This window comes from Bacteroidales bacterium (assembly GCA_014860585.1).
Lineage (GTDB): Bacteria > Bacteroidota > Bacteroidia > Bacteroidales > 4484-276 > RZYY01.
In genome coordinates, this window is record JACZJL010000039.1 from 1 (window position 1) to 25,432 (window position 25,432).

A 25,432-nucleotide genomic window follows, 5' to 3' on the forward strand; every position below is an offset into this window, starting at 1 on the left:
CCAAACGTCCAATGCCAAAAAACAAGGAATCTTTGATTCCGTAGCTTTTTCGAGCATCCCGCACCAAAGGTCGGGACGCCAAACGCCCAACCCTTCAACCCTTCAACCCTTTCAGCAATGATACCCAATAAAGAATCACAAAATGTTGAGTTCAAGCAGGGATGGCATGACGACTATCTGAAACACCTGTGTGCGTTTGCAAATGGCCGGGGTGGCAAACTTTACCTGGGCATCAGCGATGACGGTACCGTTGTGGGAGTAAATAATGCCAAAAAGCTATTGGAAGACATTCCCAACAAAGTCATTCAACGATTAGGAATCACAGTTGATGTGGAGCTAAAGGATTACAACCGTAAAGACTTGATCGAAATTATTGTAAACCCTGTTTCCGTTCCAATTTCATACCATGGCAAATACTATATTCGCAGTGGAAGCACAGTGCAGGAGCTCAGCGGTCACGAACTCAGAAGGTTCATCCTACAAAAAGACAACATCTCCTGGGATGAAATAACGATTCCGGACGCAAAAATTGATGATCTGGACGAACCATTGATAATGCGTTTTCTGTCAAAGGCTGTTGACACCAAAAGATTATCAGGTGCTGCGATCAAAGAAGACATAAGTTTACTGTTAAATAGAGCCTGCCAGAAAACTCTCTATAATAGATTTTCAACGATTTATTTGCCCCGCCCTAAAGGGAGTAAATCGTTGAAAATCATTGCTCCCTTTAGGGATGGGGTCAACAATGATTTTCAACATTAATAGTTTTCTGGCAGAGACTAAACAAGCTCGACCTGTTAAACGATAAAGGCGAACTTACACGTGCAGCGATATTGCTTTTTGGAAAACGACCACGCAAATACATCCGCTCTGCCACGGTAAAGCTGGGACGATTTGGAGACTCTGACACTGATTTGATCAGCCATGACATTATTGAAGGAAGTATTCTCGACATGCCAGAACGTATCCTTGATCTGCTCAGGACAAAGTATTTGAGCTCACCAATTTATTATGAAGGAATTGAGCGCAAGGAAAAATTAGAGTATCCCGAAAAAGCACTCCGGGAGGCATTACTTAATGCAATCGTGCACAGGGATTATGGTGTGCAAACCGATGTAACAATTCGGGTGTACAGCAATAAGATCGTATTTTGGAACAGTGGTCCGTTGATTGCACCTTTAAACCTTGAATTGCTAAAACAAGAACACCCTTCAAAAAGAAGAAACCCACTTATTGCAAATGTATTTTTTAGGTATGGATATATTGAGGCCTGGGGTAGAGGTATTCTTTTGATGATGGAAGAAGCTGCCAAAGCAGGCTTGCCTGAGCCTGTGCTTGAAGAATATGCCGGTGGTATACAGGTAACATTCTTGAAAAACAGCACAGAAACTGAAGGGAAAAGTGTGGAGAAAAGTGTGGAGAAAATAGTTGCTTTGATTTTAAACAATCCTTCTATTACCCAAAAAGAAATGGCAAAACAAACAGGATTATCAAGACGTGGGGTAGAAAAAAACATTGGCATTTTGAAAAAGAAGGGTGTAATCACACGCATCGGCCCTGCTAAAGGAGGCCACTGGCAAATAATTGACAGGCAAAAGGAATAACACGCATCCCGCGGATTCCCCGCCCTCGCCGGATGCAACGAAACCAACGTCAAACACCAAACATTTACACTGAGCCTTCGGCGTGAGACTTCGGCGTGAGACTTCGGCGTGAGCGCTCAGTCGAACGCTCAGTCGAACGCTCAGTCGAACGATTGCCGAAGTGCCAAACAACAAACAACGAACAACAAATTGAGCGAAGCGAAATCCCGAGAGTGAAGCGATTCGGGACACTGAACACCAAACATAAAACCTGAAAAAATACAAACCCGGACTTTACAACTTGTAAATGTTCCTTTATGCCTTTAAATTACTAAACCTCGAAACACTAAACTTCTCAACTTCCAAAACCTTCAACTCTTCAAACAAAAAATACAAAAACCGAAATTTACAATTCTAATAATAAATATTCAAAGCAATGAAAGTCTTAATACTTGCAGGAGGAATGGGAACTCGATTATCTGAAGAAACCATTCTAAAACCAAAACCTATGGTTGAAATTGGTGGGAAACCCATTCTATGGCATATTATGAAATCATACTCATTTTATGGATTCAATGAATTTATTATACTCTGTGGTTACAAAGGCTATATGATTAAAGAATACTTTGCAAATTATTTTCTGCATATGGCTGATTTTACGATTGATATGGCTAATAACAGCATTACAAATCATAATTGCTATGCTGAGCCATGGAAGGTTACGCTGATTGATACTGGGCTTGAAACCATGACAGGCAGTAGAATCAAAAAGGTGAGGGCTTACATAGGGAATGAACCTTTCTTGCTTACTTACGGAGATGGGGTGTCTGATGTGAATATCAATGTGTTGATAAAATACCACAAAGAGCATGGGAAAGCGATAACCATAACCTCTGTACAACCTGAAGGGCGATATGGATCATTAGTAGTAAATCAGGAAAATAGAGTTTTGTCGTTTCAAGAAAAGCCAAAAGGAGATGGCGCTTGGGTTAATGCCGGTTTTTTCGTTTGTCAACCTGAAGTGTTTGATTACATACCTGATGGTGAAACGATAATTTTTGAAAGAGAACCCTTGGAAGGACTTGCAAAAGACGGAGAACTTTTTACCTACAAACATGAAGGCTTTTGGAAACCAATGGATACCCAACGTGATAAAGGTCAGTTAGAGATATTAATTGAAAAAAATAAAGCGCCATGGATAAAATGGTAAAGGAAAACATTTTCAGCGAAAGTTTTCTTGGACGCAAGGTTCTGATAACAGGACATACTGGTTTTAAAGGTTCTTGGCTTGCACTTCTATTGGATAAATTTGGTGCAAAGGTTTATGGATATGCGCTTGAGCCTCCAACAAATCCAAATTTATTTGAAGCAGCACGAATTAATGAGTTAATAACTTCTTACATTGCTGATATTCGCGATTTTAAAAAATTGAACGATGTAATTAAGGAGGTCAACCCCGATCTAATTTTCCACATGGCTGCACAGGCTATTGTCAGGGAGTCTTATAAGAATCCTGTGGACACCTATTCTACTAATGTAATGGGTACAGTAAACCTCTTTGAAGCAATAAGGCAGAATCCAGGAAAAAGAGTTGTTATTAATGTGACTACTGATAAATGTTATGAAAACCGCGAATGGTACTGGGGTTATCGCGAAAATGAACCATTGGGTGGGTATGATCCATACTCTAACAGTAAAGGATGTTCCGAATTAGTAACATCATCTTTTAGAAACTCTTTTTTTAATCAGCATGATTTTGATAAACATGGTGTGGCACTGGCTTCAGCACGTGCAGGAAATGTTATTGGAGGCGGTGACTGGGCGCCGGATCGGCTTATTCCTGATTTTATCAAAGCAATAAGCAGTGGCGAAAAATTGCTCATCAGAAGCCCTTACGCAATAAGACCATGGCAACATGTGCTGGAACCTCTTACAGGGTACATGACATTAGCAGTAAAATTACTAGCTGATGGTCCAGCCTTTTCACAGGCATACAATTTTGGACCTGAGGATGCTGAGGCCAGAAATGTGGAATGGATCAGTAAAACTTTATGTGAATTATGGGGTGAAGGAGCGGAATATTCTATTGATTCCAATCCACAACCGCATGAAGCTAAATACCTGAGGTTAGACTGTTCAAAAGCAAAAGCAGAGCTGGGCTGGGCACCTAAATGGAATGTCTATCAGGCGCTCCAAAGTATCGTTGAATGGAATAAAGCCTGGTTGCATAAAAAAGATGTGAGAAATGTTTGTTATCAACAAATTGAAAACTATTTAAAATTGCTGTAAATCATGAATGGACATCTTTTACTCCGTAATGAAATCATTCAAAAAACAAAAGAATATTACAAAGCGCGTTTTGCAACTCAGGAATACACTCCGGGAAAAACACGCGTAAATTACGCCGGTCGTGTATTTAATGAAGATGAACTAGTAAATGCTATAGAAGCATCGCTGGACTTCTGGCTTACTGAAGGCCGTTTCTCTGAAGAATTTGCAGAAAAAATTTCCGACTTTTTAGGCATAGAACATGTGCTGTTGACCAATTCAGGTTCTTCAGCCAATTTACTTGCTTTTGCAGCATTAACATCCGAAAAACTTGGTGAGAAACGCCTAAAGCCCGGAGATGAAGTGATTTCAGTTGCTGCAGGTTTTCCCGCTACAGTAACTCCAATAATCCAATATGGACTTGTACCGGTTTTTGTTGATATCACAATACCTACGTACAATATTGATGTGGAAATGATGCGCAAAGCCATTACTCCGAAAACAAGATGTATTTTTATCGCTCACACGCTTGGCAATCCCTTTGATCTTGACGAAGTGATGCAATTGGCAAAAGAACACGACCTATGGGTTATAGAGGATAATTGTGATGCCTTTGGCAGCAAATACAAGGAAAAGAAAACCGGAACATTCGGCCATTTATCAACTATTTCATTTTATCCGGCACACCACATTACTACAGGCGAAGGTGGTGCAATATGCACCAACAACCCTCATTTGGCAAACTTAGTTCGTGCTTTCCGCGACTGGGGTCGTGATTGCTATTGTGCAGGAGGGGAGAATAATACATGTGGAAAACGATTCAGTCAGCAATTTGGAAATTTGCCTTTTGGATATGATCATAAATATGTTTATTCTGAAGTTGGATACAATCTGAAAATGACAGACATTCAGGCTGCAATTGGCTCTGCTCAAATGGAAAAACTGGACTTTTTTGTAGAAGCCAGAAAGAAAAACTATCGTTCATGGCTTGAGATATTCTCTAAATATCCAAAATACTTCACATTGCCTGAAGCTACCCAAAATGCTGATCCATCATGGTTTGCATTCATTGTAACGCTGAAGGATAATGTAACTTTTAAAAGAGATGAAATAACTTTTTTCCTAAACAACAATTTGATTGAAACCCGCAATCTTTTCGCGGGTAATATGATAAAACAACCTGGTTTCGTTGGCCGTAATTGGCGAGTTGCTGATCATCTCAATAATACCGACTACATTATGAATAATACCTTTTTTCTGGGTACATATCCGGGTATAACTGAACCAATGTTCAGTTATGCCGAAGAGAAAATAGCCGAATTTATTAAAGCGTACTAGTCAAAATGGCTGTCATTAAAAAGTATACTGCTGAGGTAGTGTCTGTTAAATCGGAAATAGCCGATGTATATACTGTGGAATTTTGTTCCAAAGGGAAACCCTTTAAATACGCACCGGGGCAATTTCTTCATCTTGCCCTTGATCAATACGATCCAAGTATGCAATGGCCTGAATCTCGCTGTTTTAGTATGCAATCGGCACCCGATGAAGAATTCATAAGAATTACTTATGCAGTAAAAGGAAGCTTTACTCATAGGATGAAAGAAGAATTATCAGACGGGAAAATTGTCACACTCAAACTGCCTTACGGCGATTTGTTTACCCAACCTCATAGAAAAGAAAAAGTTGTTTTCATTGCCGGAGGCACGGGCATTACCCCATTCTTATCACTTTTTAATCATTTCTCGTTCAAGGAATATGTAAATCCTAGTATTTACATGGGCTTCCGCCGAAAGGCCTTTGACATATACGCTACTGAATTAAAACATGTTGAGCAGTTCATTCAATCAGTTTCCTATGAGGATTACAATGGTATGTTGGATATTAAATCTATTTTTCAAGCAAATGGGGTTGATAGTACATATTTTTTATCAGGCCCTCCTCAAATGATTAAACACTTTCGACAATACTTGATTATTAATAACGTGATGGAAAATCATGTCCTTACGGATGAATGGGAGTAGGTAAACGGGATTAAAAAAGGAACTTTAAACTTAAAATAATTCAAAATGATTTTATTTAGACACAACGATTTAGTTTTTGAACTGAGTACGCCTGAGTATGAACTTCCTGTTTTTGGTTTTAAGATAGGCGAGTTAAGATTGATTAATGCGTCAATTCCAAACACTACGAATTTTGATATCATACCCTTGTCAGGAATTATAAACTACTTTACCGAACATAATATTAGAATTTGTACTTTTCGCGGCAAAGAAGATATCACAGTAGTAAGGGAACTCGAAAAGAGCGGATTCTTATTTGTAAGTTCTTATAATGTAGTGGAGTGTGCTAAAAATGACTTTAGACCTATAAACATAGTTTCTAAGTTTAATGTCGAGGTGGCAAAGGAAAGCGATTTTGATGAGATCCTGGCGATTGAAAAATTGGTGAAAGACTATTCAACTTTTTCTATCGATCCATTGATCAGTGACAATGCTTCATCAACAAGAAATGTAATAAGGGTTCGATCACATTTTTCGAAGAAGAATCACCGAATTTATATTGTGAAAGTGGATTCAATTATTGCTGGGTTTATTCAATTTGTTATTGATTACGAAAACCGTATAGCACACACATTAAATGCAGCTATTAGACCAGAATATCAGGGGAATAATATTGGAAAAGTACTTTTTTCCGACTCTTTTGAAGCTGTTTTTAATGATAATTGTGATTTGATAACAAGCGATTATAGTACTCAAAATATTGGATCTGCAAGGCTGCATGAAAAGTGCAACTTTAAAATAATACGTCATGATATACATTTAAGACTTTTTTTAGAAAATATAAATTGTAAATAATATGAACAATAAAATGATTTTAACTGCCGGCCCATCAATCACTCAAAAAGAGATTGACTATGTAAACGATGCCGTAAGAAACGGATGGAATGAAAATTGGGGCGATTACATTAAGAAATTTGAAAAATCATTCGCTGATTATATCGGCGTAAAACATGCACTCACCACTTCATCTTGTACCGGCGCGCTGCATCTTGCATTAGTTGCCCTGGGTGTCGGAAAGGGTGATGAGGTGATTGTCCCTGATATTTCCTGGGTGGCAACCGCAAGTGCGGTCCGATACGTAGATGCAATCCCGGTATTTGCTGATGTATTGCCCGATTCGTGGTGTATAGATCCCAAAAGTATTGAACAGCGAATTACATCAAAAACCAAAGCTGTTATTCCGGTACATCTTTATGGCCAGCCAGCCAACATGGCTGGGGTGATGAGAATTGCAAAAAAACACAATCTCAAGGTTGTCGAGGATGCTGCCCCTGCCATTGGTGCAGAATTTGACCGCAAGCGAACCGGCAACTTTGGCGATATTGCCTGCTTTAGCTTCCAGGGTGCAAAACTCATGTCAACCGGCGAAGGTGGTATGATTGTGACAAACAACTCTGAATTATTTGAAATACTAAAACACTATGCGGAACATGGAAGATCGTCAACCGGTTTCGACATCAGCGACATTGGTTTCAAATACAAGATGTCTAATATTCAGGCTGCTTTAGGTTTAGCACAATTAGAGCGTATCGGTGAATTGATTGATCGCAAAGAGCAATTATTCACCTGGTACTATAACGAGCTGAAAGATATAGATGGATTGCTATTCAACAAAGTAAATACTGAAACCGAAAAATCGATCTATTGGATGAGTTCAATTGTGTTAAATAAGGATTTTGGAATCTCCCGGGATAAGTTAATTGAACAACTCAGAGACAATATGATAGACTCTCGCCCCTTCTTCCCCAAAATCAGTTCGTTTAGAATGTTTGAAGAGTGCAACAATCCAGTAGCTGAGCATATTTCAAAGAATGGTATTAACCTGCCAAGCGGACACGACAGAACTTATGAGGAAGTTAAATATATTTGCGATACAATCAAAAAAATACTCTGTTGATAATTAGTATGCCTGCTCTGCTAAATCATCAGCCTTTTTTTTACAATTAGACCATCGTGTTATTATACTGTTTTAAATTAAAACCATGAAAGTAACAACTTTTATTGCTAATTTCTTTGCGGAAAAAAAAATAGACATTGTATTTGAATTGCAGGGCGGAATGATCACAAGGATTATTGATGAGATACACAAGCTAGGGTCAATTAAAATAGTTAGTATGCATCACGAACAGGCTGCCTCTTTTGCTGCCGATGCGTTTGCGAGAATTACAAATAAGCCTGCAGTTGCTATGGCAACAAGCGGTCCTGGCGCAACAAATTTGATTACAGGTATAGGTAGTTGCTATTTCGATTCTGTGCCTGCAATATTCATAACCGGGCAAGTAAATATCAGTGAACAAAAAGGCAACAAACCTACACGGCAAATAGGTTTTCAGGAGACAGACATAATTTCAATCGTAAAACCTATAACCAAAGCAGCCTATAAAATTGAATCTTCCTCAGAAATTCCGGCTGTTTTTGCAGATGCTTATGATTTGTGTTTGGAAGGCAGGCCAGGCCCAGTATTGATTGATATTCCGATGGATGTTCAAAACCAAAATATAGCAGAGATGTTTTTAAATGTTCCTGTTAAGGCAGAGAAACTGCAAAACCATGAGGACATTAATATCTTTATCAAACAATTCAAACAAGCTTTGTTAAACAGCAAAAAGCCATTGTGTTTGGTTGGACGCGGTATCAGGGTTTCAGGAGCAAATGAAAAGTTATTGAAGTTTGTCGAAAGGTACAATATACCTTTAGTCTCTTCATTATTGGCGGTAGATGCAATACCTTACGATCATCCTTTACGAGTTGGATTTATTGGTACCTATGGCAACAGATGGGCAAATTGGGCTTTAGGCTCATGTGATCTGCTCTTGGTAATGGGTAGCAGGCTTGATTTGCGGCAGACTGGTATTGATGCTGAATCATTTAAGGCAAATAAAACGATTTTTCATATAGATATTGATAGCGCTGAGTTGAATAACAGGATTACTGATTGTGTTGTCCTGAATGAAGATCTAAAATGTTTTCTTGATGAAATGAACAGGTCAGATTTAATCAGTAATGCTCAGAATGAATGGTTAGCTGAGATAAAAGAAAGGTATGCTATGCTTCCGGATACAAATGAGTTGAAATCCATAAGGGGTATCAATCCTAATGAGTTTTTACATTTACTTTCTCAATCGTCTGGATTAGCAGGAGCATATACAACAGATGTTGGAAATAATCAGATGTGGGCTGCACAATCAATTGAAATACAAGAAGGCCAGCACTTTTTATCCTGTGGTGGGATGGGAGCAATGGGTTACTCTCTGCCGGCTGCAATTGGAGCAGCTTTTGCGTTGCCTGCAACACCTATAGTTTCAATATCGGGTGATGGGGGGTTTCAAATTAATATTCAGGAACTACAGACAATTGTTAGAAATAACCTTCCTGTCAAAATTATCATCTTAAATAATCACTGTCTCGGCATGATCCGGCAATTTCAAGACGCCTATTTTGATAGCGTTTATCAATCAACAGTTTGGGGGTATACGGCTCCTGATTTCGTAAAAGTTGCTTCGGCTTACGGTATTGATGCTATTAGCATTAGCCAAAGTGAAGATATTGATAATGCACTTCAGTTAATGTGGAAGGAACCACTAAAGCCATTTTTGCTGAATGTTGAAATAGACATTCACACCAATGTTTATCCCAAAATGATGTACGGCAGCCCAATTACGAAAATGGAACCTCCGGTTGAATAATTCATCTAATAAACTATCACACATTACTTCATGAAACTAATATCTATAATCACCCCCGTATTCAACGAAGAGGATAACATAAAGGATTGTTACTTTGCTGTGAAAAATGTCTTTGAAACCCACTTAAAGGATTATAATTATGAGCATATCTTCGCTGATAATGCGTCAACAGATAATAGTTTGAGGGTTATAAAGGAAATTGCAGCAACTGATAAAAGGGTTAAAATAATTGTTAACTCACGCAACTTCGGTGCTTCAAAATCCTCTTTTAACAGTTTAATGTACGCTAAAGGTGATGCTGCTATTTATACAATCGCTGCAGATTTGCAAGATCCCCCCGATATGATTCCTGACTTCATCAAAAAGTGGGAAAGTGGATATCAGATAGTTTATGGAGTAAGAGAAACAAGGGAAGAAAATAGTTTGCTCACGTTTATCAGGAAAAGATATTATCGGATGGTACGATCGCTGTCCGAATTTGATATTCCTAATGACGTAGGTGATTTTCAATTACTTGACAAAATTGTTGTTGATAACCTAAGGAAATATGATGATTACTTCCCTTACGTAAGAGGTTTAATAGCTCAAACAGGTTTTGACGCCGCAGGCATAAAGTATAAACATAAAAAACGCATAAAAGGCAAAGCCAAGGGGACGCTGTATCCAATTATAGATTTGGGCATCAATGGATTGGTTTCTTTTACCAACATCCCATTGAGAATTGCTACAATTAGTGGATTTTTCATATCCATATTAAGTGTAGTATTCGCTTTAGTTCAGCTTGTACTCTGGATTATTAATACTTTTGTTTACGGAAAAGAGCTTGCTGCCCCAGGACTGACTACACTTATTTTAGGTATGTTTTTGTTTTTTGGGATAACATTGTTTTTTATTGGGATTTTGGGCGAATACATTGGCGCCATTCACGCACAGGTAAGAAAGGGGCCAACTGTAATTGTCAGAGAAAAAGTAAACTTTGATGACTGAAAACCTTAAGTCCAAAATCCTTAATTTGCTTAATATTAAACTTGTTCGCTTTTTTCTTGTAAGCGGATTGAATACTATTTTTGGTTATGGCCTTTTCGCTTTGCTGTTGTTTGTCGGATTACAATATCCTTATGCATTGCTGGCAACTACGATTGCCGGTATAATTTTTAACTTCAAGACTATAGGCGCTCTCGTTTTTGATAACCGGAATAATTTTTTGTTTTTTAAGTTCATCGGCGTTTATCTTGTCACTTACTTGTGTAGTCTTAGCATTCTCACTCTCTTCGATCAATTTAAAGTAAGCCTCTATTTAGGAGGAGCAATATTGATTATTCCAATGGGGCTGTTTGCATTTTTCCTGAACAAGAAATTTGTTTTTAATCATAAAAGTCATTCCTTAGTAAGCAAATTATAAATAATTATGGCATTCAGTCTACATACTATCTCAAATAAAAAGATCATAAAATACAGTTTTATCATTTTTATTGTTGCCATGGTTTTTCGTGTTGTAATAATAAATTTTGTAAATACTGATAAAATAGCACCGGATGGAACAGGGTATTATCACCTCGCATACAATTTATCCAAAGGAAATGGTTACTTGATGCATGGTGAGCCGTATTTTTTCAGGGAGCCGGGTTATCCGCTCTTCTTGTCTCTGGCATTTGTGATTACCGATTGGGTTGGCTACGAAACAGGTACTTTAGAGTTTGATGATGATTTCAGAATTGTAAATAAAGTTCCGGAGATTATCGCAGCTAAGTACCTTCAGGCAATCATTGATTCGCTTGCGTGTGTGATACTGTTTCTGATACTAACAAGATTTATAAAAATTCGATATGCGTTTCTGATAGGGATTTTGTTCGCCATTTTCTTTCATTATGCATACAATATCACTTCAATACTGAGAGAAACACTTCAATCGTTTGTCTCCCTTTCCATGTGTTTAGCGCTTGTACAATACTTTAAATCTAATTCAGATAAATATTTGATCTTCACAGGTATTTTATGGGGCTTCCTCAATTTAATTTTTTATCCGAATTTAATTTTTGCAGTTACAATTCCGATCTTTATCTGGATTTACAAGAAAAGCTTTTTCAAGGCAATAAGGCCAAGTATTATTATCGGAATTGTAATGTTCATCACTGTTTCACCCTGGCTCTACAGGTCTTATAGTTATTTTCCGGACATACGGATTTTCAAATCCTTTGGCACCAGCATTACTCCGGAATATCTTAATTATTATTCTGCACTACAAACTGCAGCATACTATAATTACATTACGATAGATGATGCCAATGCAATTTTTAGAAATGAACTCGTTGATGGAATCAGCGAAACTGATCGCTTTAAAATTTATTGGGATGGTACTATAGCAGCAAAAGCAGATTCTTTGCTTAAAATGGTAAATGAACCCATCGTTTCATATCGTAAGATTATTAATCTTATTTCATATTCCAAGAATATTTTACCCCCGACTTTCTCCAAGTATTTCATTGAAAAATCAATGTTTGTCTATGGAATCCTCATTTCAGTGGTTATTGGTTATGGTTTATTTGCGCTGTTTGGGTTCTTCTTTTACTTTAAAAAGTTACTTTTTCTCAATATCATTTTAATTACATATATATCTGCATTCTACGTATTGGCTTCAGAAGGCCGCCGAATGTTGCCCATCCATCCATTTCTTTTCACTTATTTTGTTCTTGGGATTAACTACATATTTTTGCGATTCTATTGTAAGCTCAGCGAAACTGAAGTTTATAAACAGGTTATGAAAAGCCAGGTATAACACACATGGAAATTCAGTACATTTTCCATCTCGCAATTTTATCCTTCATTAATGACTAATAAATTCAAAAACGGAATCGGCAGTTTCTTTACACATGGCCATCAGCGTACCGTCCTTGCCAAAAAGAACATTGCCGGTTCGTTTCTGATCAAAGGTGCAAACATTGCAATTGGTCTTTTGCTAGTACCAATAACCATTGATTACCTCGAACCAACAAAATATGGTATCTGGATCACGCTCAGTTCAATAGTACATTGGTTTGGTTTTTTTGATATAGGCCTGGGTAATGGTCTTCGTAATCGTTTAGCGGTGGCATTGGCAACAGGCAACAAAGAATTGGCAAAAACCTTCATTAGCACAACCTATGCAATTCTTTCGATAATTATTGGGGCTGTTTTATTGATTTTTTTTCTGATTAATCCGTTTCTTAATTGGAGTGCTATACTAAATGCAGGCGAAGACGTCGTATTGCGGGCTGAACTGAGTAATTTGGCATTAATTGTTTTTACTTTTTTTTGCTTGCAGTTCATTTTAAAATTAATAACCACAATACTTACCGCAGATCAAAGACCGGCAAAAGCCTCCCTGTTTGATTTTATGGGTAAGTTGACTTCACTAATAATCATATATTTTATTACCAGATCCAACCAGGGGTCACTTCTTTATATAGGACTGGCTTTAAGTGGAATGCCAGTGGTTGTTCTGTTGACTTCAAGTATATGGTTCTTTAACGGTAAATACAAAGATTTCAAACCGTCGTATAAAGCTGTTGATTTCACAAAAGCAAAAGATTTGCTAAATCTTGGCATTAAGTTCTTTGTTCTTCAAATTGCCGTTGTTCTATTGTATCAAACCAATAATATCATCATTTCACAGTTGTATGGCCCAGAGCAAGTAACACCCTATAATGTCGCACACAAATACTTTAGCATTTTGATGATGGGTTTTACAATTGTGATGACACCGTTCTGGAGCGCTTTTACTGAAGCATGGGTTAAAAAGGAAATTCAATGGATTAAAAACATTATTCGTAAGCTTATCTATTTGTGGTTAATCTTGTTTTTAGTCGCGATCATCATGCTTTTTAGCGCTCAATGGGTTTTTCGGATATGGGTTGGTACTGCGGTTACTGTACCATTCACTTTATCAATTTTGGTTTGCCTATGGATTTTACTCAATACCTGGAGTGGCATTTTCAGCCAGTTCTTGAATGGTGTAGGGAAAATACGGTTACAGATGTACTTGGGATTGTCTGCTGCATTGCTCAATGTGCCACTTGCGATATTTCTTGGAAGAAAATTTGGTATTGAGGGAGTTCTATTAGCAAATCTGATCGTTCTGTCAGTGGGAATTTGGATCTATCCATTGCAATATTACCGCATAATTAATCATAAAGCTAAGGGTATTTTTAACCAATAATCAATGAAAATTATCCTACTCACTACATCCAACCCTTACAAAACAGCCGGAATAGTAGCAATGGACCTTTACAAAGGGCTCTCATCAGTGGAGGGCAATGAAGTGAAAGTGCTGGTGAAACTTTGGGATCGTTATCCTGATCAAAACATAATCCCTTTCCAAACACAAGTTGAACACTATTGGCAGAAAGCCATTTCAAAGGCAAAACGATTAATGGGTTTATTCGGTTTGAAAAGTAAATCAATACAGACAGATCCTGATTATTCAGTGCAGGATTATGACCAAACGATTACCAACTATTCAACCAAAAGGATACTCAAAAACGCGCCTTTTACCCCCGATGCAATCATCGTGCTTTTTATGCAGAATTTTTTATCGTATAAAAATTTGCATGAGTTGAATCAATTAACAAAGGCTCCTGTTTTTCTTTACATGATGGACATGGCTCCGATGACAGGTGGTTGTCATTATGCATGGGATTGTAAGGGATATACAGGTATGTGTGGCAAGTGCCCTGCATTGTATTCCAAGGTTGAAAATGACCAATCAAGAAAAAATTGGGAGTTTAAAAAGTATTACGTTGATAAAACTGATTTGACAATAATTGCCGGTACAGAATACCAGTTCAGACAATTAGAAAAAAGCAGTTTATTTGCTCAAAAAAGAAAAGCAAAGATATTGCTGGGTATTAATCCTGAACTTTTCAAGCCAGGCAGCCAATCAGAAGCACGCAAATTATTTGATCTTCCTTTAAAAACGAAAATCATATTCTTTGGCGCTGTAAGCGCTGGTAATAAACGCAAGGGATTTAATGAACTTGTTAAAGCGCTGAACCTGCTAAAAACAAACAATCCTGATCTTGAACTGCATCTGGCAATTGCCGGTAACGCCAATGAGCAATTGACAAATAATTTGCCCTATAGTTACACTTTGATTGGCTATTTGAACCATGAAAAACTCGCAAAAGCGTTTCAGGCTGCTGACCTCTTTCTTTGCCCATCAATCGAAGATTCAGGGCCTATGATGATCAACCAATCTATTATGACTGGAACTCCGGTCGTTGCATTTGAAATGGGTGTGGCGCTTGACCTGGTTATTACAGTTGAAACCGGCTATAGAGCCAAACTAAAAGACACAGATGATATGGTAGAAGGAATACGTCAAATATTAGAATTAAATGAAAATGAATACATTACGATGAAAAGTAAATGCAGGAATCTGGGGCTTAGGTTGTGTAGCCCAAATGCCCAATCTGTGAATTTTAATAACATAATAATGAGTATTTGACACCATGCAAATTCAATTTCTTAATTGGGACACAGCCTTTATTGGCATAACAAGGAAAAAGTTGAGATAAATGAAGAATCTACTTTAAAACCTTTTCTGTTCAATAAAAGGGCTTTTGATTTCAGCTATCACTTTCATGTTTACTATTATTGTTTGAAAATAATATTTACTTGGTCAGATTACCGTAAGTGGCTATGAGAGCCTGATTGAATCTATATGGTTTCTATTCGGATTGATCATTTTTACACTTGGGGTCATTGACCTATAATTAGCAAAATTTTTGATGAAGTCAAAAATAGGCCTCCAAAATTCTTGCAAATGAGTTAAACAATTAAATAAGAAAAATATGCAGAAATCCTTACTTGATTCAAAACGTTTCGGATTAGATATCCACAGGGCAACTCCAAAGGAGTTCAATTTAAATGAATTGAAGAAATATATCTACAAAGAAAAGGTTGATATATTGTTTCTGAGACTAGAATCTTCAATTAAAGACAGGCATTCCGCATTAAATGCACTCGGTTTTCCATTTATTCATTGCGATACTTTGGTTTATTATGAATGTAATTTGGATAATTATCACCCAAAACAGCTAAAAAATGTACTAAAATTTGAAGAAGTAAGCTCGAGAAACATTGAACTGATAAGTAATATTGTTCAAAAAATCTTTGTTGATTACAAAAACCACTATACAACGAACTACCTCTTAGACAAGAAAAGTATTATTGATGGATATGTGGAATGGGCAAAAAATTACGTCAGTGACAAGGGAGCAGGGAGAATTTCTTGGTTGGTCAGGAATGATAGAGGCGAATTATTAGGTTTTGCTACCTGTAGTTTTGATACAGAAAATGGGCAATGTGAAGGAATTCTTTATGGAGTCTTGCCGGAAAAAAGTGGGGGAGGCATTTATGGTGATTTGATCCGGTTTACCCAGACTTATTTCAAATCCATGGGACTTAAAAAAATGTTAGTATCTACGCAGGTTCAGAACTTTGCAGTACAGAAAGTATGGACTCGTGAAAGTTTTTATATGTCAAAAAGTTATGATACCTATCATATCAACTCATTTCTTGGGAAGAAAAAAAGTAATTATGAAACTACCATTAGAATTGAAACATCTGAAATTGATAGATTTGGGGAATTTACAGGTGATAAAAACCCATTACATTTTGATGATATGTTCGCCAAACAAAAAGGATTCAAATCTCGAATTGTTCATGGAATCAAATTTGAGCTTGAGCTTACGAGGATACTTGGAACTGAATGGCCAGGGGATGGTACAATAATATTAAGTAATAAAGTAGTGTTTAACAGTCCTATTTATCCATCTTATGATTATAAGTTTTCGATTAACGCAATACATCAGAAAAGTAGTGGATTGATGGAACTCGTTACTATACTCGCTGATAATAATGATGAAATTGCTATTGTTGCTTACACAAATATTTTAAAAAGGTGATTCCCTTCAACAAACCCTATCTCACAGGCAAAGAGATGCATTACATGTATCAGGCGGTCTATTCCGGCAAAATCTCCGGAAATGGCATGTTTACGCAAAAGTGCCATCAATTTTTTGAAGAGCGTTATGGATTTAAAAAGGCACTATTAACAACTTCATGTACCGATGCACTGGAAATGTGTGCTATACTTGCGGATATCCAACCTGGGCATGAGGTTATTGTACCTTCTTACACATTTGTTTCGACTGCGCTTGCTTTTGTCAGGCAGGGAGCAAATATTGTTTTTGCCGATAGCCGTTCAGACCATCCGGGGATTGATGAAGATAAAATTGAAGGTTTAATCACTCCAAAAACTAAGGCAATTGTTCCGGTTCATTACGCCGGTGTTGCCTGTGACATGGACAAGATTATGGAAATAGCCGGAAAGTATAACTTGTTGGTTATAGAAGATGCTGCACAAGCTATTGAGTCATTTTACACCGGTGCTGATGGCATCAAAAGACCGCTGGGAAGCATTGGTCACATGGCAGCATTTTCGTTTCACGAAACCAAGAACATCAATTCGGGTGAGGGCGGTTTACTGGCTATTAATGATGATAGATTTATCAAACGCTCTGAAATTATCTGGGAAAAAGGAACCAACCGCGCTGAGTTTTTCAGAGGTGAAATCAATAAGTATGGTTGGGTTGATATTGGCTCCTCTTTCTTACCTTCAGAAATTATTGCCGCATACCTTTGGGCTCAACTGGAGCATATAGATGAAATTCAAAGAAAACGGATTGAATTGTGGGAGGGGTATTTTAACTCACTGAAAGACTGGACGGTTTCATTGGGTATTAAAGCTCCAGTAATTACGGAATATGCAACGAATAATGCGCACATGTTTTATTTAATTTGTCGTGATGCCTTTCAAAGAGATCTCATCCTGAATTTTCTTAAAAGTAAAGGTATTTTGGCCGTATTCCATTATTTGAGTCTGCACAAATCAAAATTTTATGTTGAGAGGTACGCTGGTGATGAATTATGCAATGCTGATTCCTATTCGGAAAGATTAATCAGACTGCCTTTATACCATGGCCTGACCTTGGAAGAGCACAATTTTATTTTATCTGAGTTAAAACATTTTTCTAAAACAAACATTTACTGAAATGTTGCAATTAAGTAAGCTTACAAAAATATTTATCATCACACTGCTGCTTTCACCAGTAATGTATTATCTGTTTTTCCTGTGGACCGGTTTGACTTTTAGCGTTGTTTTAAGGATACTGGTGATATTTCTTGGAATTTTGTATTTATTCAAATTTGAATCACGTATCAAAGTGCCCGGCTACGCGGTTTTTTTATTGTTTTTCGTTTTGTACGGCCTGATACATCCAATGATCACAGGGCTGGATAGGGAGGGTAGTATTATCAGGTTTTTTTACGGCAATAATCATCTAGCCATGTTTTTTATGCTGATTATTATCAATAATACCAATTTCTCTGCAAAATTTATCAGGAATGCAGGTATGTTTTTAACCGTTACTGTTATTGTTGCCTCCATTGTCAGTATATTGCAGGTATTTGATCATGGTATATTAAATCCAAATCAGTTTACTGTTTTACAGCAGGATGGTGGTGGTATTTTTGAATTGTACAAGATCAGGCGCGTATCCATTTTTGGATTTGTCGGTTCAAACGCCCTTGGGCTTTCATTTATACCCCTTTTATCTGTCCTGGTAGGTATTGTTCTTTTTCAAAGGAAGAAAACAATCTGGCCTATAGTTATTTTGGGTGGAATTGTTGCATTTCTTACTAATACTCGTTATGTTATGGTTGGATACCTGATAGTGCTGTTTCAGACACTATTTTATTCTCAGGTCCGGGTATTGGGAGTAGTCAAATATGTTGTCATCACTCTGTTTTCCGTCTTAGTCATTTACTTTGCAGTATTAAATTTTGGATACAATATAAACGAATGGATAGACAATAGACTATTCCCTGAAGGTAGCCTAACTGAAACAACACGATACAAGGCCATTGGAACTTTTCATTCGTTTTTTCCTGAAGCACCATATTTCGGAACCGGAGAAATGACCACCTCAATACTGATTGAATCTCGTTCAGCCGGTAGTTCCCATATTCATGTTGGGTATTTGTCACACCTGGTTATATATGGTATTGTCGGTTGTTTTTTCCTTTTTGGTGCATGGCTTTTAATGGCAAGGCAATTATTCAAAAATGCGCGTATCACCGGTTATTGGGGTTCATTTTTTGCGATGCTTACATTTTTATGGTCATTCTTAACAATGAGTGAGTCGTCACTTTTTTTCGCTGGAATTGTCATTGCTTTTGTCTATGACAAATTTTTTATGGATGCCATCAATAAACAACAGATTGCCCAGCTTTAACTGGCAATGATAATTTTAAATTTCAGGTTGATGAACTTTGAAGTTTTTGCGAAATGATAGAAAGTTGTCAAATAGTTGTTTTTATCACTAATTTCGATTTTAGCAGGCAAATAAGCCCCGGCTTTAGTAGGTTAATTAATTATTCAAAAGCAATTGGATCTGATCATCTCATGGTTATATGGTTATCAACAAAGTTTGATTATCGGGGCAAAATCTCCATTGTCATTAAAGAAGAACATATGGAACTGATATCTGATAAGGTATTCAATTACAAGTCAACGTTCGAAGATTTTCATTTTATAATAAACTACCTCTCATTAAATAATTCATTTAAGTATTTATTTAGAAAGTATAAAATTGAAAATGTTTCAAGCGTATTGCTATACCCATCAACATTATCGCTGGTAATTGTTTCTTTGCTATTTTTCAAGTTAAAGTATTCAATCCGTTTACTTATAGAAAAAAACGAATTAAAATCGGCGATCTCTCTTAACCGAGGTGTTACTCGAAAAACATTTTTAAAACCGATAAATAATGTTTTGATAAAACCATTATTATATTTAACAGGTTTAATTACCGATGCTCTTGCCGTTTTTTTTGATGGAATTATTGTTATTTCAACAAGATTCGAATTGTTGTATAAACGTTTTAACAAGAATATTATCAGGATACCTATTTTGGCCTCTGATGATTTAATCAGTAACGAATCTCAAGATTCATCTCAACATAATGCTAATGATTTGTTCAAAATTGGATACTTTGGATGGATAAGCGAAAAAAAAGATGGAGTTATCTCATTAATAAACTCAATCATAAATTTAAATGGCATCAAGTATAATAATTTCTGTTTAGATTTATATGGGCCTTCAACGATTGAAACAATTAGTCTTATTGAACGATTATGTAGGTCCCACCCTTTTATTAGATACCATGGGTCAATTCCTGGTTATGAGATTGCTCCAATACTTAAGAGATTTGATCTGCTTGCCTTTCCAAGACCTTTGAACCTGCAGACTAAATTTGGATTTTCAACAAAGCTGGCAGAGTTTATGCTCAGTGGTGTGCCTGTTTTGACCTCATCAGTAAGTGATACTAAGTTATTTATTCATGATGGGATTAGTGGTTTTTTGGTTGAATCATCCAATGTTGTTGATGTTAATATGCTTTCTGAAAAGTTGGTTGAGATACGCTCCTTAGATAAAAATAAGCTTTCTAGGATTGGAAAAAACGCTAGAGAGATTGCACTCTTGCATTTTAATCCTTACCAGCATGCTGATGCACTGATAAGATTTTTTAAGAGCAAATAATGTTATTTGAAATACAATCGGTTAAATGAAATTTTTCAGTCAAATTAGTTTCAGTCATCTTTTGAATGATAGATTCTTTTTTTGACTCAAATACTTTATGATACTCCACATCATCTCATCCCTTACTCGCGGTGGCCGTGAGCGGCAACTGGCCGGCATCCTCAAACATACGGATGCTAAAGCGATTGTCTTTAACAAATCGGCTATCAGCTACGAGGAAGAGTATGACCTGACCGGGAAGATTTTTTATCTCACATCCCGAAACCCGGTTATCAGGTTTTTCCAGATGCACCGTATTATCAGATATGAAAAACCCGCCATTATCTGGTCGTGGGGAGGTTTCGAAGCAACATTCGCCATGCTGGTGTCACTTATCACCCCTGCCCGCCACATCAACGGCAGCATCCGGCACGGGATCGTATTGTTCAATCGTAAACAATTGTGGCGAAAGATTATCCTGCACCTGAGCCGCCAAATCGTGGCCAACAGCCATGCCGGGCTGAAAGCCAATGGTCTGAAGCGAGGAAATGTGCTTTACAACGGCCTGGATGAAAAATTCTTCCACCCTGTTGACACAAAGCAATACCTGGCACAAAACCCGGAGATCGGTGATAAGCTTGCCGGCAATGCAATGGTTTTGATTTCTGTGGCCAATCTGATTCCCTACAAAGACTATTTTACTGTGCTGAAAGCAATGGAAATGGTCAGGAACGAGGGGTATGACTTTATTTACCTTGTGGTGGGCGAAGGGCCAAACAGGGCTGTGTTGGAGGAAGAGATCGGCAAGCGGAACCTTGAAAACCATGTTTTCCTGTTAGGCCGCCGTCAGGATGTACGGGAACTGCTTGCTTTAAGCGATATCTTTATCCACTCCTCATTAGGTGAAGGGTGCTCCAATGCCATCATTGAAGCCATGGCTGCAGGGTTGTCTGTTATTGCATCACATACCGGAGGGACGCCTGAGATTTTAGATGATAGTTACGGCCGCTTATTTGAGTTTAAAAACCGGGATCAGTTGAAAGCACATATCACCCGGGCTTTAGAAAATCCACGAGAGGCAGAGGCAATGGGACGCACTGCAATGGCAGTTGCCCGTGAAAGGTTTTCTTTCGCGCGGATGGTCAGCGATTATGAAAATATCATTACCGAAATAACTAAATAGTAGAAAATGTATGTTGTAATGCTGCATAGTGTGGGTAATGACAAAAGTCCATGGTCCCGGCGATGGCTTTCGGTGTCATTGGATCACTTTGAAACGCTTTGCCGGTATCTGGCTGAGAAGAAGTACACCACTCACTTTTTGAATGAGTGGTACGGGTATTTTTCTGCGCCGCGCAGCAAAGACCCCGGGAAATTGGTACTTACCTTTGATGACGGCTACCTGGATAACTGGGTTTTTGCCTTTCCGCTGTTAAAAAAATACGGACTAAAAGCAACAGTATTTGTTAACCCCGAATTTGTTGATCCGGGCCAGCAACTACGCCCAAACCTTGAAGACGTTTGGGCTGGAAGAATCGCTGAAGATGAAATGCAGACACTGGGATTCCTGAACTGGCCGGAGATATGTGCAATGCAGCAAAGCGGGATCATAGATATCCAGTCGCACAGTATGAGTCATAATTTATACTTCCGCACCAATACTGTGATTGATGCCTATAATGGTCAGCCAAGGTATGACTGGTTACCTTGGATAACACATCCGGAGCGAAAATCTTTTTACATTGCAGAAGACCAGAAAGACCTGGTACCGGCATGCTATCCTGTTTTTGAATATGGCAGGGCACTGGGGCTCAGGCGGTATTTGCCTGATGAGCAGTTGATAAAAGGAAGTATTGAACTTGCCGGAAAGGGGATAAGTGACAAGAACGAAATGATCAACAGGCTGCAAAAACTCACGGACCAGTTTCCCGGCAGGTACGAAACCGATGATGAGATAGTGACCCGCTACAGGTACGAGCTTTTTGAGAGCAAACGGATACTGCAGGAAAAACTGAACAAAAAAGTTGATTTTCTCTGCTGGCCCGGCGGGGGATTCAATGAATTAAGTTTACATCTCTCCAAGGAAGCCGGATACAAAGCCTCCACCCTGGGTTCGTCTGTGGATGGAAATACTATTGATAATACACATACATACAAAAGGATTCCCCGAATTGGGCTTTCTTCTTTTGTTGTTTGCCATAAAGGGCAACATTATATCAATGACAAAGCACATCTGGTTAAACTACTCAAATCCCGCACAGGTAATCTGTTTTTAAAACTTGCGCTTAAAATCAAAAAGGAAGTAATAAAGAAAGCAGTTCTATAATTATCTGTTATGAGCAAAAAGCATCATTTTATCATTCTGAAGAATGAACTTCCCGAGGACCATTTGCTATGGGTTAAAGCTCTCAACAATTATTCTGATACCCTGACTTACAGTATTGTGGATTTGACCAGAAATGACTGGTTGACATGCATCCGGGAAAAACCTGCTGATATGTTGTTGGCGAAACCCGGAGGTGTTAATGGTCAGCTGAAACAACTGTATGACGAACGCATTTACATTCTGGAGCGTGTGTTGGGGTATAAAGTCTTCCCTTCGGCTGAAGAGATTTTTATTTATGAAAACAAACGCTTCCTCTCCTTCTGGTTGATGGCCAATAACATTCCTCACCCTGAAACATTTGTGTGTTATAATAAGGACGAGGCAATGGCCTTTCTTGATTCCCGGTCATTTCCCGTGGTGGCAAAAACAAACATTGGCGCTTCAGGCAGTGGCGTTGTAATTCTCAAGCAACTTCAACAGGGAAAAACGTATGTCCAGGATGCCTTTTCCGGCAAAGGGGCTTCGCAACGTACAGGTCCTAACCTGGAAAAAGGAGGGCTTTTAAAAAGAGGACTTTTTTATTTTTTGAACCCGGAAAAGATCAGGAATAAATTGTTGCTTTATCAATCCAGGAGATCAGCGATTCAAAAAGGATTTGTGATTTTCCAGGAGTTTGTTCCCCATAACTTCGAGTGGAGAGTGGTTCGTATCGGTGATTCATTTTTTGCACATAAAAAATTACTGATGGGCGAAAAAGCCAGTGGATCACTTTTGAAAGGTTATGAAAATCCACCGCCCGATCTGTTTGATTTTGTCAGGGATATTACCGATAAGCACCACCTTTACAGCCAGGCAGTAGATATTTTCGAAACCGGCGAGGGTTATCTTGTAAATGAAATGCAATGTATTTTTGGCCAGAGCGACCCTTATCAGATGCTGTTCAACAATGAGCCGGGAAGATACGTTTTTAGAAGTAGTGAATGGGTTTTTGAAGCCGGCGATTTTGCTAGGAATGCCTGTTATGACCTCAGACTTGAATTCCTTATCGAACAATTTGCAATAAAAAGCGACAAATAAATATTACTATGTCTGGGATAGCTGGTATAATATCATTGCGAAAAGATAAACAGGTTCAAATGAATGATTTTGAACGTTTCTTGTCACCTCTGTTGGTCAACCGGTGCAATCAAAAAATGATTGTCAAACTGAATGAAAATGCCATTCTTGGTTTAGGTGAACTTGAAGGTTTAATCCCCAAATATTTCGAATCAACAGATAACAATGTTAAGCTTTTCGTCTGGGGCGACCTGTTTATCAAAGACAAAGATTATGCAGATAACAACTCAAAATATTCTGCATTCATTTTGCTTTGGGATCGAAAAAGGGAAACTGTATTTGATGAAATTACAGGGTCTTATGTTGTTTTCATAGCCGATAACAACCTAACTAGTTATTATCTTTTTAACAGCAGTTTTGGAATGATGCCATTGTATTACTCAATTTCTGGAGATCAACTTCTGTTTTCATCTCGTCTGAAATCCTTCATTGACATACAATCGCACCATGTTGAGATAGATAAAACAGGGCTTCTTCACTACATGATGCTTGGGTATCCGCTTGGTGAACGGTCATTTTTAGAAAATGTAAAATTGTTACCGGCAGCAACATTGATAAGTAGTACCGTAAATCAATGGAAAGTTGACCGGTACGACAACCATTCATGGCTACTTACTCCTCCTTCCGTTTCCTTTAAACAGGGTACAGCGTTTATTGATGAACTATTTGAAAAAGCCATTAGAAGGATTTCCTCTTTGTGCAACAATTTTGGCATAGCTATAACAGGTGGCTGGGATGGTAGATTAATTTTATCCTATATGACAAACAGAGAACCTGTGGAATTTTTCCTATATACTTATGGTAAGAATAACCATATTGATATGAAGGTTGCACAGCGCCTTGCTGCTCATTTTAACTTTAAGCATATTCCGGTTTTTTTAGACGACAATTTTGTCAGACAATACGAAGCCCTGGCTAAAGATTCTTTATTGCTTTCTGATGGCATCCGGCCGGCTAATCGCAGCCACTATTTGATGATGGCAAAAATTCTTGCTGAAGAAACAAATTTTGTATTGTCTGGTAACTGTGGCAGCAACATCATGAAAATTGTCCAGGCACCGGGTGTGGTTTATAATAAATACCTGTTCCGGCTATTTGCCAATTCACTTGAACAGGGAGCATCTGATGCATACAATAGTTTTGCAGCGGATCACCAATGGATAAAACCATTGATATCAAAAGATGATTTTATAGGTTCTGTTATGGAATCCGGGATCATAAAAGACTTGAAAATCAATAACGGGAGTAGATTTTACCACTATTTGCTTACAAATGTGGAGCGCAAATACTTTGGTTATGAAACGGCAGCTTATGCCTCTCATATTTACAACTACACACCATTCATGGATGCTGAATTCCTGAAAGGTATCCTGACAACGCCTTTCTATGGTGGCCATTATAATTTTCTTGAGAAGAACCCAAATGTACGGTACCATCTTTCCAGATTGTATGCCGACCTGATGGTTAGGCGGCATAATGAGCTTGCAAAATTCACATCAGACAGGGGATTTCCGATAACCTGGTTCAGGCACCCCGCAGGCAGGATTGCAGGGTTTTTTAAGAAAAAATATTTCATGAAGTTTTTGTATGAAAAGGATGATGACCCTTTTAGTCACCTTGCAGGAATGAAAGAAATAAAGTCAAAATGGTCCCTTTTGCCTGATTATTTCAATCCTTGCCCTGCATCTTCCTCTAACGAAACATATATTCGTGCCATTTCGTGGTCGAAATGGTATAGCGAAATTGGCTAAATTGCGCCTCACAGAAATCAC

The 25,432-nt window shown here is 38.0% G+C and carries 22 protein-coding genes; all 22 read left to right on the top strand.

Annotation, left to right across the window (positions count from 1 at the left end):
* Positions 1-117: 117 nt before the first annotated feature.
* The 22 genes from IH598_04605 to IH598_04710 all read left to right on the top strand — a co-directional run bounded on the left by IH598_04605 (position 118) and on the right by IH598_04710 (position 25,411).
* Positions 118-762, top strand: coding sequence for an ATP-binding protein (locus IH598_04605; protein ID MBE0637779.1), 645 nt, complete (start codon positions 118-120; stop codon positions 760-762).
* Positions 763-833: 71 nt separating this feature from the next.
* Entirely contained in the window at positions 834-1,604 is a 771-nt protein-coding gene (locus IH598_04610; GenBank protein MBE0637780.1) for a winged helix-turn-helix transcriptional regulator, read from the top strand.
* Between the two features lie 415 nt (positions 1,605-2,019).
* Positions 2,020-2,793, top strand: coding sequence for a glucose-1-phosphate cytidylyltransferase (gene rfbF, locus IH598_04615; GenBank protein ID MBE0637781.1), 774 nt, complete (start codon positions 2,020-2,022; stop codon positions 2,791-2,793).
* Positions 2,787-3,872, top strand: coding sequence for a CDP-glucose 4,6-dehydratase (rfbG, locus tag IH598_04620; GenBank protein MBE0637782.1), 1,086 nt, complete (start codon positions 2,787-2,789; stop codon positions 3,870-3,872). Before rfbF ends, rfbG begins: the two co-directional genes overlap by 7 nt.
* Before the next feature lie 3 nt (positions 3,873-3,875).
* Positions 3,876-5,189 (top strand): lipopolysaccharide biosynthesis protein RfbH, encoded by a 1,314-nt coding sequence (gene rfbH / locus IH598_04625; GenBank protein ID MBE0637783.1) that lies wholly within the window; start codon positions 3,876-3,878, stop codon positions 5,187-5,189.
* A 5-nt stretch (positions 5,190-5,194) separates the two neighbouring features.
* The gene (locus IH598_04630) at positions 5,195-5,872 is read left to right on the top strand and encodes an FAD-dependent oxidoreductase (protein ID MBE0637784.1); all 678 of its coding nucleotides are present in this window, start codon (positions 5,195-5,197) and stop codon (positions 5,870-5,872) included.
* A 45-nt stretch (positions 5,873-5,917) separates the two neighbouring features.
* Positions 5,918-6,706 (top strand): GNAT family N-acetyltransferase, encoded by a 789-nt coding sequence (locus IH598_04635; protein ID MBE0637785.1) that lies wholly within the window; start codon positions 5,918-5,920, stop codon positions 6,704-6,706.
* A 1-nt stretch (position 6,707) separates the two neighbouring features.
* The gene (locus IH598_04640; GenBank protein MBE0637786.1) at positions 6,708-7,808 is read left to right on the top strand and encodes a DegT/DnrJ/EryC1/StrS family aminotransferase; all 1,101 of its coding nucleotides are present in this window, start codon (positions 6,708-6,710) and stop codon (positions 7,806-7,808) included.
* Positions 7,809-7,893: 85 nt separating this feature from the next.
* On the top strand, positions 7,894-9,597 hold the full coding sequence (locus IH598_04645) for a thiamine pyrophosphate-binding protein (GenBank protein ID MBE0637787.1): 1,704 nt from the start codon (positions 7,894-7,896) through the stop codon (positions 9,595-9,597).
* 30 nt (positions 9,598-9,627) lie between these two features.
* The gene (locus IH598_04650; protein ID MBE0637788.1) at positions 9,628-10,584 is read left to right on the top strand and encodes a glycosyltransferase family 2 protein; all 957 of its coding nucleotides are present in this window, start codon (positions 9,628-9,630) and stop codon (positions 10,582-10,584) included.
* Positions 10,577-10,999, top strand: a complete 423-nt coding sequence (locus IH598_04655; protein MBE0637789.1) for a GtrA family protein — start codon at positions 10,577-10,579, stop codon at positions 10,997-10,999. The genes IH598_04650 and IH598_04655 overlap by 8 nt, the downstream gene beginning before the upstream one ends.
* A gap of 6 nt (positions 11,000-11,005) precedes the next feature.
* A complete protein-coding gene (locus tag IH598_04660; GenBank protein ID MBE0637790.1) occupies positions 11,006-12,373 on the top strand; it encodes a glycosyltransferase family 39 protein in 1,368 nt (455 codons plus the stop codon).
* Between the two features lie 51 nt (positions 12,374-12,424).
* The gene (locus IH598_04665; protein ID MBE0637791.1) at positions 12,425-13,792 is read left to right on the top strand and encodes a polysaccharide biosynthesis C-terminal domain-containing protein; all 1,368 of its coding nucleotides are present in this window, start codon (positions 12,425-12,427) and stop codon (positions 13,790-13,792) included.
* 114 nt (positions 13,793-13,906) lie between these two features.
* Positions 13,907-15,079: a glycosyltransferase gene (locus IH598_04670; GenBank protein MBE0637792.1), complete on the top strand. Its 1,173-nt coding sequence runs from the start codon at positions 13,907-13,909 to the stop codon at positions 15,077-15,079.
* Positions 15,080-15,425: 346 nt separating this feature from the next.
* Positions 15,426-16,541 (top strand): hypothetical protein, encoded by a 1,116-nt coding sequence (locus tag IH598_04675; GenBank protein ID MBE0637793.1) that lies wholly within the window; start codon positions 15,426-15,428, stop codon positions 16,539-16,541.
* Positions 16,538-17,689 carry a dTDP-4-amino-4,6-dideoxygalactose transaminase gene (gene rffA / locus IH598_04680; GenBank protein MBE0637794.1) on the top strand — a complete coding sequence of 384 codons (1,152 nt, stop codon included), beginning with the start codon at positions 16,538-16,540 and terminating at the stop codon, positions 17,687-17,689. Before IH598_04675 ends, rffA begins: the two co-directional genes overlap by 4 nt.
* 1 nt (position 17,690) lies before the next feature.
* Entirely contained in the window at positions 17,691-18,932 is a 1,242-nt protein-coding gene (locus IH598_04685; protein ID MBE0637795.1) for a hypothetical protein, read from the top strand.
* A gap of 53 nt (positions 18,933-18,985) precedes the next feature.
* Positions 18,986-20,239, top strand: a complete 1,254-nt coding sequence (locus IH598_04690; protein MBE0637796.1) for a glycosyltransferase — start codon at positions 18,986-18,988, stop codon at positions 20,237-20,239.
* A 97-nt stretch (positions 20,240-20,336) separates the two neighbouring features.
* The gene (locus IH598_04695; protein MBE0637797.1) at positions 20,337-21,401 is read left to right on the top strand and encodes a glycosyltransferase; all 1,065 of its coding nucleotides are present in this window, start codon (positions 20,337-20,339) and stop codon (positions 21,399-21,401) included.
* A gap of 6 nt (positions 21,402-21,407) precedes the next feature.
* Positions 21,408-22,544 (top strand): polysaccharide deacetylase family protein, encoded by a 1,137-nt coding sequence (locus IH598_04700; protein ID MBE0637798.1) that lies wholly within the window; start codon positions 21,408-21,410, stop codon positions 22,542-22,544.
* 9 nt (positions 22,545-22,553) lie between these two features.
* On the top strand, positions 22,554-23,621 hold the full coding sequence (locus IH598_04705) for a hypothetical protein (GenBank protein MBE0637799.1): 1,068 nt from the start codon (positions 22,554-22,556) through the stop codon (positions 23,619-23,621).
* Between the two features lie 116 nt (positions 23,622-23,737).
* On the top strand, positions 23,738-25,411 hold the full coding sequence (locus IH598_04710; GenBank protein ID MBE0637800.1) for a hypothetical protein: 1,674 nt from the start codon (positions 23,738-23,740) through the stop codon (positions 25,409-25,411).
* The last annotated feature ends 21 nt before the right edge of the window (positions 25,412-25,432 follow it).

Excerpts from the sequence above, each read along its gene's own strand:
- IH598_04605 (MBE0637779.1), top strand. The coding sequence starts at position 118 with ATGATACCCAATAAAGAATCACAAAATGTTGAGTTCAAGCAGGGATGG.
- rfbF (MBE0637781.1), top strand. The coding sequence starts at position 2,020 with ATGAAAGTCTTAATACTTGCAGGAGGAATGGGAACTCGATTATCTGAA.
- rfbG (MBE0637782.1), top strand. The coding sequence starts at position 2,787 with ATGGTAAAGGAAAACATTTTCAGCGAAAGTTTTCTTGGACGCAAGGTT.
- rfbH (MBE0637783.1), top strand. The coding sequence starts at position 3,876 with ATGAATGGACATCTTTTACTCCGTAATGAAATCATTCAAAAAACAAAA.
- IH598_04630 (MBE0637784.1), top strand. The coding sequence starts at position 5,195 with ATGGCTGTCATTAAAAAGTATACTGCTGAGGTAGTGTCTGTTAAATCG.
- IH598_04635 (MBE0637785.1), top strand. The coding sequence starts at position 5,918 with ATGATTTTATTTAGACACAACGATTTAGTTTTTGAACTGAGTACGCCT.
- IH598_04640 (MBE0637786.1), top strand. The coding sequence starts at position 6,708 with ATGAACAATAAAATGATTTTAACTGCCGGCCCATCAATCACTCAAAAA.
- IH598_04645 (MBE0637787.1), top strand. The coding sequence starts at position 7,894 with ATGAAAGTAACAACTTTTATTGCTAATTTCTTTGCGGAAAAAAAAATA.
- IH598_04650 (MBE0637788.1), top strand. The coding sequence starts at position 9,628 with ATGAAACTAATATCTATAATCACCCCCGTATTCAACGAAGAGGATAAC.
- IH598_04655 (MBE0637789.1), top strand. The coding sequence starts at position 10,577 with ATGACTGAAAACCTTAAGTCCAAAATCCTTAATTTGCTTAATATTAAA.
- IH598_04660 (MBE0637790.1), top strand. The coding sequence starts at position 11,006 with ATGGCATTCAGTCTACATACTATCTCAAATAAAAAGATCATAAAATAC.
- IH598_04665 (MBE0637791.1), top strand. The coding sequence starts at position 12,425 with ATGACTAATAAATTCAAAAACGGAATCGGCAGTTTCTTTACACATGGC.
- IH598_04675 (MBE0637793.1), top strand. The coding sequence starts at position 15,426 with ATGCAGAAATCCTTACTTGATTCAAAACGTTTCGGATTAGATATCCAC.
- IH598_04685 (MBE0637795.1), top strand. The coding sequence starts at position 17,691 with ATGTTGCAATTAAGTAAGCTTACAAAAATATTTATCATCACACTGCTG.
- IH598_04690 (MBE0637796.1), top strand. The coding sequence starts at position 18,986 with ATGATAGAAAGTTGTCAAATAGTTGTTTTTATCACTAATTTCGATTTT.
- IH598_04695 (MBE0637797.1), top strand. The coding sequence starts at position 20,337 with ATGATACTCCACATCATCTCATCCCTTACTCGCGGTGGCCGTGAGCGG.
- IH598_04700 (MBE0637798.1), top strand. The coding sequence starts at position 21,408 with ATGTATGTTGTAATGCTGCATAGTGTGGGTAATGACAAAAGTCCATGG.
- IH598_04705 (MBE0637799.1), top strand. The coding sequence starts at position 22,554 with ATGAGCAAAAAGCATCATTTTATCATTCTGAAGAATGAACTTCCCGAG.
- IH598_04710 (MBE0637800.1), top strand. The coding sequence starts at position 23,738 with ATGATTGTCAAACTGAATGAAAATGCCATTCTTGGTTTAGGTGAACTT.